This window comes from Trabulsiella odontotermitis (assembly GCF_001188485.1).
Taxonomy (GTDB): domain Bacteria; phylum Pseudomonadota; class Gammaproteobacteria; order Enterobacterales; family Enterobacteriaceae; genus Trabulsiella; species Trabulsiella odontotermitis_A.
On the sequence record NZ_JNGH01000010.1, the window covers coordinates 1 to 16,443 of the forward strand.

8 protein-coding genes and 7 pseudogenes are annotated in these 16,443 nt (G+C 50.4%); 6 read left to right on the forward strand and 9 right to left on the reverse strand.

Translation table 11 applies throughout. From position 1 onward, the window contains the following. The 3 genes and pseudogenes from GM30_RS00770 to GM30_RS25850 form a co-directional block, all read right to left on the reverse strand. A pseudogene (locus tag GM30_RS00770) lies at positions 1–744 on the reverse strand (autotransporter barrel domain-containing lipoprotein); the annotation flags it as partial. Between the two features lie 1,989 nt (positions 745–2,733). Then, positions 2,734–5,448 (reverse strand): ESPR domain-containing protein, encoded by a 2,715-nt coding sequence (locus GM30_RS28125; protein ID WP_072093983.1) that lies wholly within the window; start codon positions 5,446–5,448, stop codon positions 2,734–2,736. Next, positions 5,445–5,672, reverse strand: coding sequence for a hypothetical protein (locus GM30_RS25850; protein ID WP_155483884.1), 228 nt, complete (start codon positions 5,670–5,672; stop codon positions 5,445–5,447). Before GM30_RS25850 ends, GM30_RS28125 begins: the two co-directional genes overlap by 4 nt. A 997-nt stretch (positions 5,673–6,669) precedes the next feature. Here GM30_RS25850 and GM30_RS23425 point away from each other — a divergent pair. From GM30_RS23425 to GM30_RS00800, 5 genes and pseudogenes are all read left to right on the forward strand, one after another. Further along, a pseudogene (locus tag GM30_RS23425) lies at positions 6,670–6,942 on the forward strand (autotransporter outer membrane beta-barrel domain-containing protein); the annotation flags it as partial. A gap of 35 nt (positions 6,943–6,977) precedes the next feature. After that, a pseudogene (locus GM30_RS25855) lies at positions 6,978–7,691 on the forward strand (transposase); the annotation flags it as partial. Further along, positions 7,668–8,208, forward strand: a pseudogene (locus GM30_RS26660) (ATP-binding protein); the annotation flags it as partial. The pseudogenes GM30_RS25855 and GM30_RS26660, both read left to right, overlap by 24 nt. A 1,172-nt stretch (positions 8,209–9,380) precedes the next feature. Beyond that, the gene (locus GM30_RS25865; protein WP_155483885.1) at positions 9,381–9,530 is read left to right on the forward strand and encodes a hypothetical protein; all 150 of its coding nucleotides are present in this window, start codon (positions 9,381–9,383) and stop codon (positions 9,528–9,530) included. A gap of 481 nt (positions 9,531–10,011) precedes the next feature. After that, positions 10,012–10,665 carry a DUF2913 family protein gene (locus tag GM30_RS00800; protein ID WP_049847106.1) on the forward strand — a complete coding sequence of 218 codons (654 nt, stop codon included), beginning with the start codon at positions 10,012–10,014 and terminating at the stop codon, positions 10,663–10,665. Between the two features lie 386 nt (positions 10,666–11,051). Here GM30_RS00800 and GM30_RS00810 read toward each other — a convergent pair. The 5 genes and pseudogenes from GM30_RS00810 to cuyB form a co-directional block, all read right to left on the reverse strand. Continuing rightward, positions 11,052–11,277, reverse strand: a pseudogene (locus GM30_RS00810) (transposase); the annotation flags it as partial. 69 nt (positions 11,278–11,346) lie between these two features. Continuing rightward, a pseudogene (locus GM30_RS25285) lies at positions 11,347–11,612 on the reverse strand (POTRA domain-containing protein); the annotation flags it as partial. 22 nt (positions 11,613–11,634) lie between these two features. Beyond that, the gene (locus tag GM30_RS23440; protein WP_155483886.1) at positions 11,635–12,264 is read right to left on the reverse strand and encodes a DUF2913 family protein; all 630 of its coding nucleotides are present in this window, start codon (positions 12,262–12,264) and stop codon (positions 11,635–11,637) included. Between the two features lie 147 nt (positions 12,265–12,411). Beyond that, a pseudogene (locus tag GM30_RS00820) lies at positions 12,412–13,559 on the reverse strand (anaerobic C4-dicarboxylate transporter). A gap of 66 nt (positions 13,560–13,625) precedes the next feature. Further along, on the reverse strand, positions 13,626–14,348 hold the full coding sequence (gene cuyB / locus GM30_RS00825; protein WP_049847116.1) for a cysteate racemase: 723 nt from the start codon (positions 14,346–14,348) through the stop codon (positions 13,626–13,628). Between the two features lie 413 nt (positions 14,349–14,761). On the opposite strand from cuyB, the gene hypT reads away from it, so the two are divergent. Next, a complete protein-coding gene (hypT, locus tag GM30_RS00830; protein WP_049847109.1) occupies positions 14,762–15,676 on the forward strand; it encodes a hypochlorite stress DNA-binding transcriptional regulator HypT in 915 nt (304 codons plus the stop codon). Positions 15,677–15,866: 190 nt separating this feature from the next. On the opposite strand, the gene GM30_RS25870 is transcribed toward hypT, so the two are convergent. Continuing rightward, entirely contained in the window at positions 15,867–16,202 is a 336-nt protein-coding gene (locus tag GM30_RS25870; RefSeq protein ID WP_155483887.1) for a hypothetical protein, read from the reverse strand. Between the last annotated feature and the right edge of the window lie 241 nt (positions 16,203–16,443).

Below are 16,443 nucleotides of genomic sequence, written 5' to 3' on the forward strand. Positions count from 1 at the left end.
CCCGCCATTGGTCAGGTTCAGCGTACCGCCGTTAACGTCAAGGACAGCATCGACATCGCCTGCCAGCACACCTGCGGTCTGCACGGTGCCGTTCAGGTCGGCTTTCGCATCGCTGTTAATCACCAGTGTTGCGGTGTCGCCCAGCGCGCCGTCCACGTCGGTACGCAGGGTACCGCTCACAACCGTGGTGTCACCGGTGTAATCGTTGCTGCTGTTCGACAGCGACAGCACGTCACTGCCCGTCGTACTGATGGCAAGATTACCGCTGCCGGTGATGCGGGCGGACTGGTCAGCCGCGTCACCGGTGGTATCCGGGGTACCTTCAAGCGTCAGGGTCTGGTTCTCCAGCAGTTCCAGCTCCGTCAGGCCGTAGTTCACGTACAGGCCGTCCTGAGCACGGGTGAGACCCGAAGTGGTCAGACGGTAGTCGTAGGTGCCTTTCGCCACGGTACTGCCGTTCTGGGCGATATCCACCTGAGTGGCATCCGTGATGACGTTACCGCTCTGGTCCTGCAGCGTCAGGTTGCCACCGCTGCCGGTGACCGTCGTGGCGCTGACCAGATTCAGACCGATGTTGGCATCATCCTGGGTCATCAGGGAAGCGGTGGTGTCCGTCTCATAACCCGGAACATACGGTGCCGGTACGTTAATCTGTACCATCCCGGTACCGGACGCATCCAGTTGGCTGACTGTCACATGGCTGGTCGCCACTTTCTGATCCGGCGCCGTCGCGTTAAACGCCATCTCACCGCCGGCAAAAGTGAGTCCACCAATGGCCTGTTCACCGTCACCCACCGTGGTGATGCTGCCGGTGTCTCGTTGGCCAGCACGTAGTCTGTCGAGCCGAGAATAACCAGTAACGAGTTCTCATCAATATCAATCCCGGCACCGCCCGCGGGTTTCCCCCCCAGTACGTAGCTGTCATCCAGACCAAGCACAGAGCCGTTACGCAGGTTCACCTGGTTGTAGTTGTTGATTTGTGCACTGACACCATCAATGCGGAAGTGCGCACTATCAAACACCGCCGTCGCGGTGCCCGTACCGCCGTTCAGGGCACGGAAGGTGTTACCATAGCCCTGAATGGTGACGGTATCATCACCGTCCGAACCACTGACCGTGTCCACACCCGCACCGTTTGTCAGCAGCACGGTGTTGGTACCGCTGCCGTTCAGCGCAATGTCGCCGCTGACGGAACCGCCGTCAACCGTCACAGTATTGTCTCCACTGGTGGTGACAATATCGCTGACGTGACCGTAGTTGTTCACGGTGCCGCTGTCACCCATCATCGATACAGTACCGTTGATGGTGCCGTAGTTGTCCACGGTGCTGTTTTCACCACCCATCCACACAGTACCGTTTATGGTGCCGGCGTTGCCAGCCGCGGCGCTCCCCGCATACATGGCCAACGCCGTTACGCCGGTAATCACCCCGGTGTCAGTGTTGGTGAACGCGCTGGCATTCGTGGCATCGACCGTTGCCGCAGTGACACTGGCCGATTCCAGGATGCCGCGGTTAGTCCCTTCAGTGACGGCATCACCCAGTTTCAGGGCTGAACCGCCATCCGAGTTACTCACATTCACGCTCACTGCGGTGTCCACGGTACCGGTGGTGTTGGCCAGAATCCCTGTACCACCCGCGCCAGTGACGTTAATGGTCAGGCCGGATGAGCCGGACAGGTCAAAGTCTCCGGTGGTGGTGGTGCCGTCAGCGTTCTCCAGAGCAATCCCTTTCCCCGCGCCGCTGACGCTAATGGTACCGCTGTTGGTGTTGTTGATGGCAACCGCCGTACGGACCCCTGCGCCGTCTGCCACATCAATGGTGGTGTCGGTCAGTTGCAGGTCAGTCAGGTCTGCTGCGTTCTCAATACCGTTACCCGTGGCGCCTGCCGCGTTAACAATAATGTGCGCCCCGTTCACATCCAGCCCGGTGGCACCGGTGCTTACCAGCACACCGTCTGCCGTGCCGCGGGCCTCAATGGTACCCGTGCCGCTGCCGATCAGGTTCAGACTGCCGGCAACCAGTTCGATGGACGCACGGCCATCAGTTGCCAGTATCATGCCGCTGTTGGTGATGGCAGAGCCCTGACCCTGTTCACCTTCCCCGACATACAGGGCAGTACCGCTGGCAGTGATATTGCCGCTATTGTCGACGTTCCCGCCCAGTACCTTAATGGCGGTGGAGTTCGCTCCTGTCAGCAGGATGTCGCCGCTGTTATCCAGCAGACCGCCATTTTTCGCAATAAAGGCTGTTGTACCTTCAAGAGAGGAACTGATGGTGGCGGTGTTAGCCAGTTCCGCGCCGGTTCCGGTCTCTGACAGTGAGCCGTCAGAGCCGTAGGTATTGCCGTCGACAATACCGGCTGGTGCACCCCNATCGAGAATGGTACCGGCAGGCACGCTAGTATTAATGGTGGAGCCTGCGCCGGAGATGGCAAACAGTATCTGGTCGGTCGCCGTGTCAGAGAAGTCCGGAGTGGCCGTTCCGGACAGGTTCACCGTCGCACCGTCAGACGCACGTACACCGGTAGCACCGTCACCATTAAGTGTCACAGTACCGCCTGTCATGTTGACAGTGGTTTTTGCGCCACTGGCAATGATACCGGTGGTACGGTTTGCCGCATCGCCGTCGTTCAGCACAATATTGCCTGAGTTGTTGATCACGGTGGGGCTGGCACCTGTCGCATCCTGTGCCACGATACCGGTACCACCAGCGCCGATGGTGATGCTGCCGGTGTTATTCCCGCGGGCACCGGCTTCCACCAGTATCCCTGTGGCATCNGTTGCTGATTTCCGCGCTGTTGCGCGCAATGTAGCCGGTGACCGCATCCAGTGCCGAGTTCAGCGCCGCTTCTGTCACCAGCAGCGTGCCTGTACCAAAACCGGCCGCCCCTGCCGCCAGCGCCTCATTCGCCAGCACACCCGCAACCGGAGTACCCTGTGCCTCACCGTTGATGTCGTAACCCTGACCGTCGACAATCCCTGCCACTGTACCGGTAGCCGTCATGTTGAGGGCGGCATTCGAGGCAATTTTGCCCTGCGCCCCGCCCTGGATAACCACACCAGTCGCATCTTCGCCGGACAGGTTGATGGTCATGCTGCCGGAGTTAAAGGATGAGACCTTGCCGCTGGCAGCATCCTTGCCGTTCGCGACAACGGTGGTTGCTCCCTGACCGGAAGCGGTCAGGGCTGAGGCCGCCCCCGCACCACCGGCAAAACCGGCCCCACCATCGACGCGGAACAGCACGGACTCTTCTGTGCTGACATCCTGGGTGCCGGTCCCGTTGTTGGTGATAGAAGAGGTCGGCCCGTAGACGTAGTAGCCAAGCTGATTGCTGCCATCAACGAAGTTCACCGCCCCGGCTTCGGAAATAGTTACGTTCCCCCCGTTTTCGACATAAGCACCGACGGCACCATCCCCGGTCAGGTTCAGAGCACCAGTCAGTGTGGCCCGTGAGTTATTAGCGGTTGACCAGATACCGTAGTTACGCAAACCAGTGGAGGCAAAAAGCGGACTCTCACCAACGTTAATGGTGCCGGAGGAAGAAGCCAGCCCACCGCCCAACACATACAAACCGACACCATAGGCACCGTTAAGGTTGATGGTACCGCCATTATCAACGGTACCGGAGGTGGCGCTACTCTGAATGGCAGCATTACGCAATGGCGCACTGCCGGTCGCCGCCGGATAGTTACCCTTATCCGTGATTACACCATCCGCGCCAACCGTAACATTAACATTCGTACCTGCAACGGTGATACCGGTGCTATTCTGCAGGCCACTGCCAATCATAATCTGACCATCATTAATGAAAGTCCCTTTACTGTTAACCATGGCAGCACTGGTGCCCAAAGCGTGGTTAATATCCGCCCCCCCCCGGACTATCGGGTCAGAGGAAACATCCGTCGATGCCTCGCGACCAAGATAAATCACACCGGCATAACCATTGGGACTTCCGGCCGCACCGGCATTAATAAAAGTCCCCCCTTCATTGACCGTAACTGCGTTACCCATGCTCCTAGCACCAGAAGCATCCGGACTGACACCGGTGTTCACGGCACCATTATTCGTTACCACAGCACCGCCACCCACCATAATCCATGGATTAATTGTGTTACTGACGCCCGTTCCGCCCGTGTTGACCGTGCCGTAGTTATTCAGCGTGGTGCCAGCACCGGTAATGCTATCCATGACGGATGCACCAAATATGCTGCCAGTGCCCAGGGGGACACCTTTGTTTATGACACCATTATTAATGATATGACCACCTGACTCAGCATCCAGTGCATAAGCGGAGACGCCTTTTACATCTACCGTACCATCATTAATTACGGTGCCACCATTGGCTGCTTTTAATACAATTGCCCCCCCTCCGCTTGAGAGGCCGTTGTAGATCAATTTACCTGTTGTGGACACATATGCTGTTGCACCGCTCCCGTCAGCAAGCATGGCAATCATTTCGCCATTCAGATCGTACGCCGGGCCGTCAATGGCCGGGGGGGTGACATTATAGGATAGAGTGGTACTGGTATAAGCCTGTGCCAGCGCTGCATTATAATTCGACTGTGCCGTCGTCCCTGCGCCTAATTTCCCGGCAGCCAGTTGCTGCTGCAGCCAGGTATTGTAGTTCTGAAGGCCAGCCAGGCTGGTTACGCTCTGCTGAACCTGGCTGCCGTCTGACAACGTGACAGTAAATGTGCCCGCATAGGTTGTACTTCCGGCGTTGGTTGTGAAAGGTTTGCTACTGTCTGGCCCTGACCAGGTCCCAAATTGAATGGTGTTTTCGGAGTTCCAGTTGGCGCGGCCATCGGTCACCCTAACATATACCGTATCTTTTACGTTGCCATCACCCACGGTACCGGAGGCATTCATATTGAACGTCCCGCCACCGGAAACATTCGCAAGTTGCGCATCAAGAAACGGAACCGCCTCTGCTGAGGAGGGAGAATATAAATTCCATGTGGCAGTACTCCCGGCAGACTCCTTTATCTGCGTCGAGTCGTAAGTCCTGATGGTTGTTGTGATATTCGTGGCGGGGTCCTTTACTGTAATCCCGAAGGTCTGGGCTCCCAGACCGACCACCCTCAGGGTGGCCGGGTCAGCCTGACCCGTGGCGTAGCCATTGTTCCAGAACCAGGCGAGGTCCCTGCTATCGTACGTCGGTTTGACTGACCCTGTAAAACTCACGGTACCATCAAGACTATACATTCCGTCATCTGTAACATTAATCGCCTGTCCGCCATAGTTGGCGGTTCCCGGCGTGTATGTGACCGCTGCCGCATCAGCAGAAAACATCCCCGCAGAGGCAGACAAAATAGCACCCGCAACCAGCGAGGTAACTGTTAATCCTTTTGTCCGTCCGGTGCGTTTACCCCGGGCTCTGGCAAATTCAGGAACCGCAACCCATGAACCTGTGGCCTCATTCCGGACAACTTTATAAATTCTGTTCATAACGGATACCCCTTATCCATGACAGTACCAGCCACACAGGCAGTTACTTCGTTAAAACCCTGAGCCATACCTGCACTACCACGCATAAACGGCGTAGCCCGTCTCTCTTTACGAATAAGCGTTTTTACACTTCCGGAAATGCTCTCCGGTATTATTTTCAATGCTACCTTTACGGGCAATGCCTCTGGTGTAAGAGTACAAAAGCACATAAGAGCTTTATCCATGTTAAATACTCGTTAATAAAATAAGTGTTTCTGTTTTATTAAATGTTTTGCGGGTGATATTTTTTCGTGACGACCCCTCATAATAAAAAGGGAAAACCCCGCCCGGCATTCCATCTCAATTTCTGAAGTACGATAATAATAATCTGAGAGATGTCTGCAATATTGTATTTTTGTATAAATCCTCCATGTAATAAAACCATATGAAAATGAATAAATATGAGGCAGCCATTATCTTTCACTTCCGCAGAGAAGCTGACATAAGAAAAATAAACCATCCGCCAGAAAACATTTCAATATAATATGAGATCCCGCTTTTATGAGAACATTCCGCACCGACGGATACATCCTGTAAAAAGAAAGCTACGCAATAGTAAAATACATCTGAATTATATTCAGGTCGGTATTCTTTGTCATATGCCCGTTGTATTTTTCAGAGTGATTCTGTATGTATTATTTCCCGTTTCCAGTTTTACATTGCAAAAAATGCAAGTCAATATGAGAGGGGTGGAGCCAGGCAGGGTACAAAAAACATCCCTGACTTAAAGACTGTACAAATTCTTAAAAATACTTATTCAATATACCTGTTTTTGGGGAAGACACTCACAAATTTATAAGCCTTATTCAGGATAACTACATAGTGGTGTAAGAATTTTTCACGCCAGAGATGACCGACAATTTTTTCAGAGGGAAGCACGATTAGCTAAAAAAATTGATATCTGAAACCTGTCACGGGAATGCGGGATGGCCTGGCGTATCCGGTCAACGGTTATGCTCAGTCACTGAACTGCTTTTCAGATAGCAGTGTTCATCCGGTCAGACCACCGAACCAGCTACCATTGATGAGGAGATTGCTGAGAGTTAACTGAGTGCGCATGNNCAAGCGTGAATTCACCCCCGCTGAGCGACCATTTTCCCGGACCTGTTTCACGGTTCAGTGACGCCAGGGTGATCAGGGTACGGGCGTCGCCGTTGTAGCTGATACGGGTATTGTGCGTCGCTTCGCGGCCATAATGCTATTGATGATAATAAAGGCCGCGAATTCCAGCCATTCATTGAGGCCAGCTGGATCCACAACACCAGTGCTAATCGCGTGAGGATGGGCGACATAAGCAATGAAATGCGCGGAACGAAAAACATCGGTGAGCTGAAAGCAGGTGTAGAGGGGCAGGTTACACTTCGTCTTAATGTCTGGGGTAACATAGCCCAACAGATGGGTGACAAAGGCTACAGCGATACCCAGGGCATGTTGGGGATTAAGTACAGTTTTTAACTGTAATTAAAAAGCCCTGCTGATCTGGACTGCACTCCTATTACAACTGGAAAGAGAAGTTTGGCAGTATGGAAACCTCCGATATCAAAAAGATAAAAGACCTGGAGGATGAAAACCGACGCATCAAACAGATGTTTGCTGATCTCAGCCTTGAGTGCCGGGCACTTAAAGATGTCATTGAAAAAAAGCTTTAAAACCAGCGATAAAGCGTGAACTCGTCAGCTATCTTATGGCGCAATTTGCCATGAGTTTACGCCAGGTCTGCAGGACATTATCACTGAGCAGGACGGTGTATTTTTATCAGCCCGATACCCGGCGTGATGAACCGGTGATCCATGCACTGACTGAACTGACAGAACGCTATCCGCGCTACAGTTTTAAGAAGCTGTTCCAGCTGCTGCGCAGGCAGCATAACACATGGAACCACAAATGCGTTCACCGGATTTACTACCTGCTAAAACTGAATTTTCGTCGCAAGGGAAAACAGCGGCTGCCAGTGCGTAATCCAGCACCACTGGCGACGCCGCAAGCGTTAAACCAGAGCTGGTCCATCGATTTTATGCACGACGCGCTGGCCGGACCTTCAATGTGGTGGATGATTTTAACCGTGAAGCACTGGCGATAGAAATCGACCTGAATATCCCGGCTCAGCGAGTCATCCGGGTGCTGGACAGAATTGCGGCTACCCGCTGAAAATGCGGATGGCCAACGGGCCAGAACTGGTCTCGCTGGCGCTGGCACAACAGGCCGTGGATCAAGAATGGAGCTATATGGACTTCCCGGGGCATCTGCTTCATAAAGAAAAACTGACCTGCCATCAGCGTAAACAGACAATGTATAGCAGGATGGCAGCGTTCCCGGCAGTGAAGACGTTCGAAGAGTATGACTTCACCTTCGCCACTGGCGCACCGCAGAAGCAAATCCAGTCGCTGCGTTCACTCAGCTTCATAGGGCACAACGAGAACATCGTGTTGCTGGGGCCATCCGGCGTGGGGAAGACATATCTGGCAATAGCCATGGACTACGAAGTGATACGGGCAGGTATCAAGGTTCGCTTCACAACGACGCTTCACCGTGGCGTGATGGCGCCTAAGTTGCTCATCATAGATGAAATAGGCACTCTGCCATTGAAGCAAAGCTGTACTCCTGGTCATCGCCAAACGTTACGAAAAGAGCGCGATGATCCTGACATCCAATCTGCCGTTCGGGCAGTGGGACCAAACATTCGCCAGAGATACGGCACTAACATCGGCAATGCTGGACCGAGGACAACAGGCTGTCCCTCATCCCGGGTTTCATAATCGGTTTTCAGGTATAAAACAGCACCAAGAGTAAAGAGTAAAGAGTAAAATACACAATAAATACAAAGTGTTATTTTTCAGAATTAATTTCCCGAATATTTCTCAATTAGCAAATTGTGCTACTCACTGAAAAGTCAGCATCTTATCTGGTTGTTAAAAAGTCTCATGCTACCACCTGGTTATCCTGGAAGTGCCTGTAAATTTGTGAGTGGTCTCCGTTTAACTGGCGGAAATGACAATTTCTTTTAAGAATTTATACTGATTTTAATTTAGTGCATATGCTTAGTATCCTGTTTAACTCCGCCCCCTTATATTGACTTAATTTTTGTGCAATGCAAAAATGAAAGCATAAAAAGAATTTATCTGAAAGAGCGACTGTATCAACCCGGAAGCCTAGTGTGACAGTGTTTCAGATGTATTCTCACTGTTGTTCTGTTATTTTTATTAGGCGTATCCGACAACATGAAACGTCCACAGAACAGGTAGTACTCATATTGCTCTGAAAAGGAAGATTGCTATTTTCTTGCATTTTACTCTTGGAGGAATCGGGGAAAAATAACGACGGGCTCACATTTACTGGTTTTTCCATTGCCGCATTGCATGGAGGGGCAAATACTACCACACAAAAGACGGCTTTCGGACTCTTAACAGCCAACCTCAGAAAACAAAGCGAAGCGCCTGATGCTCTTTCTTTTTTTATTCTGAAAAGAGTCTGCCACGGGAGAAAACCAGTAAGAAGTTAATAAAACAGAGGTATTTTTTAACAAAGTTTAGCTGTTATGAGGTATTAATACATTTTTGTGCCCTTTTATCAAAGTGCGGTCTATAAAGCAACACTGTAAATGATGCTGGAGTAAGTTTCCGGAAGCGTAAAAATCTTATACACAAGGGGAAACGTGTTATGCCGTTTTGTGTGTGGTAGTGCAGGTATGGCTCAGATTTTTAACGAAGCAGCTAACCAAACACTCCTAGCGCCTGTTGCGTCAGTTCTTCTCCGATGCGTACGGGTGGCAATGATGTTCTGATCTAACCTCTCCATGCGGAACAACAAGGTGTTGTTTGAGGTGATCGGGTCTGATTGATGTAACATATATCATACTTGGTCAGAACCAGTGAAAAGAAGTCAGGGAGATTATTATGGAAAACAAAAAAGAAAATACCTGTACCCCGGGTGAGAAAAAAGATGAAAAACAGGACGTGCAATTTTTGCTGGACTTTTTTATGCGAAAACATGCTTCTTATAAACAATACCGGTATCCACTCTCACCACGGAAAAAACGGGCGTGAGTAGTTCAATTAATGACACCGGGTTCCGTGATGTTGCCATGTCTGGTTAAAGATATTGGGTCGTTGACATCTGGTGATACTGATTCTAACCCATGTAATTTGAATGATTTGTCATATGTACAGGAGGAAGATAATACAGCGTCTGGTGAGATTTATAGTCGACTGGTTACTGAAAACCTATATTGCTCCCGGGGAGTGCCAGGCAGGGTCCCAGTTTATGTTTGTTATGCCTGATAAAGAAAAACCAGTGTAATCAAGGCGTAACTTACAAAAATATAATCACATCTTTACTGCAGTAACTTAAAAAATATGTATAGCAGAAAATGGAATGATACTTTTGATTAGGTTGGGAGAAGCATACAGTATTTCCCCATAAAATATAAGAGTACCCCAGAAGCATGTTGGTTAAAGTATTCACTGAATGGCAGATAAAAGGAATTCACATGACGGGACATAAAAGACAAAAGGGGAGTATTTCACAATGACGCTGACAGAAAAGTCGGCCCATCTGGCCTGGTGTGCACTGGTTGCACTTTCGCTGGCAAGGCAGGATGGCAGCGTGCTTTCACCTGCGCAGGAAAACCTTTTTCTCACCCGTTGGCTGTCAACCGCGCTGAAGCAACGTCGTTTTTCACGTGATGTCACCACGGACATCGAGTGGTTACTGAGGCAGGGACGGCAACTGGGGGTTAACGCAAAACTGGTGAGTAAGCTGAATTATATCTGGCGTTCCTGTACCGGGGAGTTGTCTGAGCAGAATGACCTTTTCCGGCTGACCTACGCGCTGGAAACCGCGAAGAATATGTACTGGAACTACCGGGTGTTAAACGACAGGGAATGGGTCGGTCGGTATGCTGTTGTCCTCAATGCTGGTGTGAATGGCATCTATCTTTCACGCTCAAACCTTGATGCTGCTTTTGACAGTGATGGTCGACAGATGAATCCACTGATGGCGCGTCTGACGGGTAATGTGGCTGGGTTGATGAAGTTGTTCATTAGTTGTGGCTGGCATGTGGAGCCTGAACAGGATTCTTCTCGACCACACCTGTTTACACTGATGGCCAGGCTGGAGGCGTCAGGAGAGGACAATGGGTGGCGGATCAGGCGAAATACTATTGACCTGCCGCAGTATTAGATACCACCGTTAATGAGTAATGCTAATTACATGATAAGTGATGCAAGTAACAAATGAAACAGAGTGTGCAGGAAGGATGACGAACTGATATTTTCACTCAGCTATGAACAGCTTTTGCAGGTAACGGAAGAGCAGATTAAGACATGTAATCTTAGCAAGAACGGCGAGCATTATGTGGAAGGACTGACTAAAGCCCATGACTTCCTGCACTTCTGGCACACGCTGGCGATGCGTGGCTATCCAGAAATGCCTGACTTTGAGTGCCTGAGCAGGGACTTTAAGTATCTGGCTTCGCTCATCCCGCCCCATAAAAGGGAGGACGCGTGACGGCAGAAAAAGCTCGCCGCAGCAGAGCCTGTCAGTAATTCTGTGTAACTGCCAATGTATTAAAGGTGATCGCTCAGGCGGTCACCGAACTCGATAAAAAAGGCTCATTGCTAACCGCCAGTTCTGGATCGGCATACTCCATTTTTTCGACGCATCCTTGATCGCCAGATAAATAACCTTTCGTACTGAGTCATCCGTTGGGAGTACTTTGCGTTTCTTAATGGCTGCCCGGAGCACGCTGTTCAGCGATTCGATTGCGTTCGTGGTGTAGATGGCCTTGCGGATACCCACAGTCACATCAAAACCACCGTCCCCGGCGAAGAGCTCCGTCTGCTCCTGCACCCGGTTCAGTTACTCTATGCCCTGTTCGATATTGCGCAGTTTGAGGATTTTTCCTTTCAGACCAGGGAAGGTCATGGACAGCATGCGCTGCGGCACGCCTTCGAGGCGGATTTGCTGAAGTCGGCCTTCCAGCACCGTGAGATGCAGCACGCCGGAGGAGAGATCCTTCTCAGTCAGAAAGGCGCGGCTGGGATATATCCGCGGCTGATATACCAGTCGGAGACGGCACTGGTGACCTGTGTCAGGCGGGTTACGTCCAGGCACTGATTCAGCCAGGGTACGGTAACCAGACGTGGTCTCTTAGTCGAAAGCCGTGACGGGTGTCAGAACCAGTCTGCTCCGGTTATGTGGTCGTTCAGGGATGTCATAGTACAGCCCGGTGGCGTCCAGTAACCCGGTCACAGCAGCCATATCCCCGGTCACCAGAAAATTCACCGGAGCCAGCATGACTCCCTGATGCGAGAAGTTACGCATCAGTTCTGATTTTCTGACCAGCAACGCTGATTCTCCCTCAAATTCTGCCATCAATTTTTCCTGGCCCCATTCTTCATCGGTCACCACCGCATTAATCCAGCCATCTGTCTTAAGCTGCTCAATGATTTGTGTCAGCAGGAACAGTTCAGACTGTCCGTCCGCTGGGCCGGTACAGACATACCAGATGTATTCCAGCTGTTGCTGCAGACCTGTCGCCGGACCTTTCTGCCGCGCGGACCGCAGCAGCCTGTCAATATCTGAGGCGACCGTCCGGGGAAAACGTCGCTGTTTCTGCGCACGGGCAAGCCAGCTCAGCAGAAAGGTGTGCGTGGTGAGTGGAGACCGGGCCTGACCTTCCAGCCTTGCCGTGTGGAGCGCAACAAGAGCACACCAGGCAAAATGCGCCAGGTCGTTAACGGTCTGCTCAGAAACGGAAACGAAAGACGATATGTTCATAGAGCGGCGAGTATACATGAGAGAAAACGGACGATAAATATATGCATGCGATGCTCCGGAGAACGATAAACCTCGAGGAAGGCTACCCGAGTCTGAAATGATTACGCCTCAGTGAGGCGTAATCACGGGTATTTCCTGTAAAAAAACTCAGATAATCATCGGTGCAATCACGAATCCGAATGCCACGCCTGCAATGATCCCTCCCAGCCCGGGCAGCATAAACGGGTGGTTCAGCACATATTTGCCCACCCGCGTCGTTCCGGTGGTGTCGAACTCCATTGCCGCAAGTGACGTCGGGTACGTCGGCAGCACAAAGACCCCCGTCACCGCGACATACGAGGCCAGAATTGCCCACGTGGGGACATCTAGCGCCACGGCAAGCGGAATAATTAACGGCGTTGTCGCACCCTGTGAGTAAAGCAGCGCACAGGTGCCAAAGAGCACCACGGCCAGCAGCATCGGATAGGCACGTAAGATATCCCCTGCGATGTCTTTAATCCCTGTTAAATGCGCATCAATAAACGTTGTCCCCAGCGTCACAATACCGAGGATCACCGCCAGCGAACTCATACCGGCACGGAAGGTGGATGTCAGTACAATGCCGTTTGTGGACGTCTTGCAGAACACAACCATCAGACAGGCGGCGGACAACATGCAGATAATGATAATGTCTCGCGTTCCCATGGGTTTACCGATGTCGAATCCGGGGCGTAACTGTGGGAACGCGGCCAGAACAACGATAGCGACGGTAGCAAGCAGAAACAGGCTGACGGAGAGCGTCGCGCCGGGTTTAATGCTGTCCTTGTTTTCGTATTTCTGTACCAGGCCTTGCTGGAGACGTTCGAGATAGACTTCGTCATCCTGTAGTTCACATCCCTGGCGTGATGCAATAAACGCCGCAACCATTGCNGCGTACGGGATGGGCGAATACCAGATTCTTTCGCCACTTCGGCAATAACGGGAAGTGTGGAAAAAACGATAAACCCGGTCCCGGCCATAATAGTCATAGACCAGGTAATAATCGGGGCGATGATGTTGATGTATTTTGGATTACGCCGCATAAAGTTCCCGGCGGCGCGCACCAGATAATCCATTCCGCCTGCAGCCTGTAAGGCGGAGGCTGCCACAACAACGGTCATGATAATTAGAATAACATCGACCGGGGGTGAGGGAAGGCCAAATCCCAGCGTGAGGATCGCGAGTCCCAACCCACCGCATAAACCAATACCTATTCCTCCCTGACGGATACCAAAAAATATCGCGCTCAGTACTACGATTATTTCCAGCCAAATCATGATGGCCTCCTGTGGCGAATGATACTAAATGATGTTCTGTGTATGTTGTTTAAATGAAAATAATCTTTATTGTTGTATCAGTAAGTGAGTTTCACCCATCCGGTTCTCATACCACCGGATCCCGGCACGCACCAGTGAAGCGGTTGAATCGATATATTTATACGGCTCTTTTTTGATGGCCTCCGCCAGAATAATGGGAATTTCCGTGCAGCCCAGGATGATAATGTCAGCACCGCGGGAAAATAATCCGCCTGCCTGTTCAAGCATCAGTTTCTGTGCATATTGCAGATTGCCTGCTTTTAAGGAATAAATGCTCTCCATCACTTTCATCTGACCGGCGGTACCAGGACAGATACAGCTAAGCCCAAGCGATTCAATCCCTTTCTGATACAAACCCATATACAGTGTGGCATTGGTGGACAGCAGACCAATGCGGATTTTTCCTGAGACTTTGACTTCATTCATCGTGGTGTCGACGATGCTTAACATGTCGATATGGCAGACTTCCCTGAGTTCCTGAAACCAGTAGTGGGCGGTATTACAGGGGATCACTATGCATTCTGCCCCGGCATCTTCCAGCTTATGTAAATAATCTCGCATGACCGGTAGTGGAGAGGGGCCGTCATGCATTAGAGCTTCGGTTCGATCGGGAATATCCGGTATTGAGGAGATAATTAACGGAATATGTTCCTGATCGCACGTTGCGGTCGCATATGTCACAAACTTATTAAAGAGATCAACGGTTGCCGCAGGCCCCATTCCTCCCAGCACCCCAATTAAACCTTTCACGATGTACACCTCTTCCGCTGTTAAATAGTTTCTGGCTGACTGATTTATCGTCAGTTTCTTTGATCGCCCTTGGAGACTGATCAGAGAATTTTCTTTTGCTGACGCTGAACTATTTCTAATTGTTATTAGCAGTAACGATATGCGACAGGAAATGCACATATGCTTCCATTAATGCAAGATTTGCATAGATGTTATTTAATCTTACAGAGGAAAGCAGGTTATACAGAATGCATTTATTTTATCATGTTAATAAATAATACTATTTTAATTGCTAATGCAGGATTTTTTATGCTAAAAACGAAGATGCTATGCAAAATAAGAATCGGGATCGAATAATACCGGCGTTACTGCTGTTATCTCCTGCTGCTTATGATCTATGATGATAAACGGATGACAATACTCGCGTGACAGATATGAAGAACATCGAGACAAAGTGGTTATATGATTTCCTGACGCTGGAAGACTGCCGTAACTTTTCTCAGGCCGCTGATGTGCGCAGCATATCACAGCCCGCATTCAGCAGACGGATAAAGGCTCTTGAGTCTGCCGTGGGGGTAACGCTGTTTGATCGTACAACCACACCGTTACAGTTGACGGAAGAGGGAAAGGTATTCCATTCCCAGACGCGTAGTCTGTTGCAGCAACTGGAATGCAACCTTGGTGAACTTAGTGGCCATAATTTACTGGGGGTACCAAATATAAAGATTGCCGCGGCCCACTCTTTATCCCTGACAATACTGCCTGAACTGGTGCACTCACTGTCGGTTTATGGCGGAGAGTTTGTTTATCACGTGGAAGCGATTGACGTTGATCAGGCAGTTAATACATTACGTGAGGGGAAAAGTGATTTCATTATGTCGTTTCATGATGAAGACTTAATGCAGTCACCTTTTCGGTGTCTGAAGGTATTCGAATCAGAGTTGTATCCTATCTGTGCTGCTGATCCGAAAGGTAATCCTCTGTTTGATATCTATCAGTCCCAGGCACCATTACTGAGCTATACCAGTACGTCTTATATGGGAAGGCTGATAAATCGCCATCTGGCGGGTGCAGGGGCGATTGCAGCGCAAACAATATTCATGTCTTCAATGAGTGAACTACTGAAAAATATGGCGCTTAACGGGCATGGTATTGCTTGGCTTCCTGTCTGGTCGATTGTTAACGAGCTTCATACGAAGCGCCTGGTTTGTCTGGATACGCCGGAGCTGACAGTCCCTGTTCAGGCTTACATTTATCGTATGGATACGCGCCTGAATAAAACGGCTGAACATTTCTGGCGGATCCTGCGTGAGCATATGCCCGGGGATTTAATCCCGTTCTCCTCATAGTACAGGAGAAGCGGAGTTAAAAGTCGTTTTCTGCAATATTATCACAAGGGTACGCTGAGAGGCTCGTTGGCGGAATCTGGTTATTTCGCTAGCGGGTTCCACGCCCCGACAGGTGTTCATAATTCAGTAAATTTCAGGTTCTGCCAGACAAAGCCGGGATTACGCTCAGATGTAAGCGCCAGTGCATATCTCAGTTCGCGAACCACAGCAACAGATTTTCGGTCATATTTAAAGTAAAGCTCAATAGCGTGGAGATGATTCTCGCATGCCTACATAAACGATCGCCTGGAAGCCCGGTAAATCGTCCCCCTGTTCTTAAGGTTCTCACATCAGAAAGGAAAACAGCATGTTGAGCGGAGAGGGCGTAAGCATGATAAAGCAAATGCGCCAGCAGGGGATTAACCAACTGGCGAGCGATCTCACCAGACGCTTTCTTCTCTTCCACCTTCACATCTGGCAAATAAATTAAATTACATGGATTCGAATCAGGATCACCTGGTGTCAACATCCCAATATCTTTAACCACACATGGCAACATCACGGAATCTTACGTCGTCAATTGAATTGCACTACTCATACCCGTTTTTTTCCGTGGTGAGAGTGGATACCGGTATTGTTTATAAGAAGCATGTTTTCACATAAAAAAGTCCAGCAAAAATTGCACGTCCTGTTTTTCATCTTTTTTCTCACCCGGGGTACAGGTATTTTCTTTTTTGTTTTCCATAATAATCTCCCTGACTTCTTTTCCCCGGATCTTACCGGCGTTG

Excerpts from the sequence above, each read along its gene's own strand:
- GM30_RS25850 (WP_155483884.1), bottom strand. The coding sequence starts at position 5,672 with ATGGATAAAGCTCTTATGTGCTTTTGTACTCTTACACCAGAGGCATTG.
- GM30_RS00800 (WP_049847106.1), top strand. The coding sequence starts at position 10,012 with ATGACGCTGACAGAAAAGTCGGCCCATCTGGCCTGGTGTGCACTGGTT.
- GM30_RS25865 (WP_155483885.1), top strand. The coding sequence starts at position 9,381 with ATGGAAAACAAAAAAGAAAATACCTGTACCCCGGGTGAGAAAAAAGAT.
- hypT (WP_049847109.1), top strand. The coding sequence starts at position 14,762 with ATGAAGAACATCGAGACAAAGTGGTTATATGATTTCCTGACGCTGGAA.
- GM30_RS23440 (WP_155483886.1), bottom strand. The coding sequence starts at position 12,264 with ATGAACATATCGTCTTTCGTTTCCGTTTCTGAGCAGACCGTTAACGAC.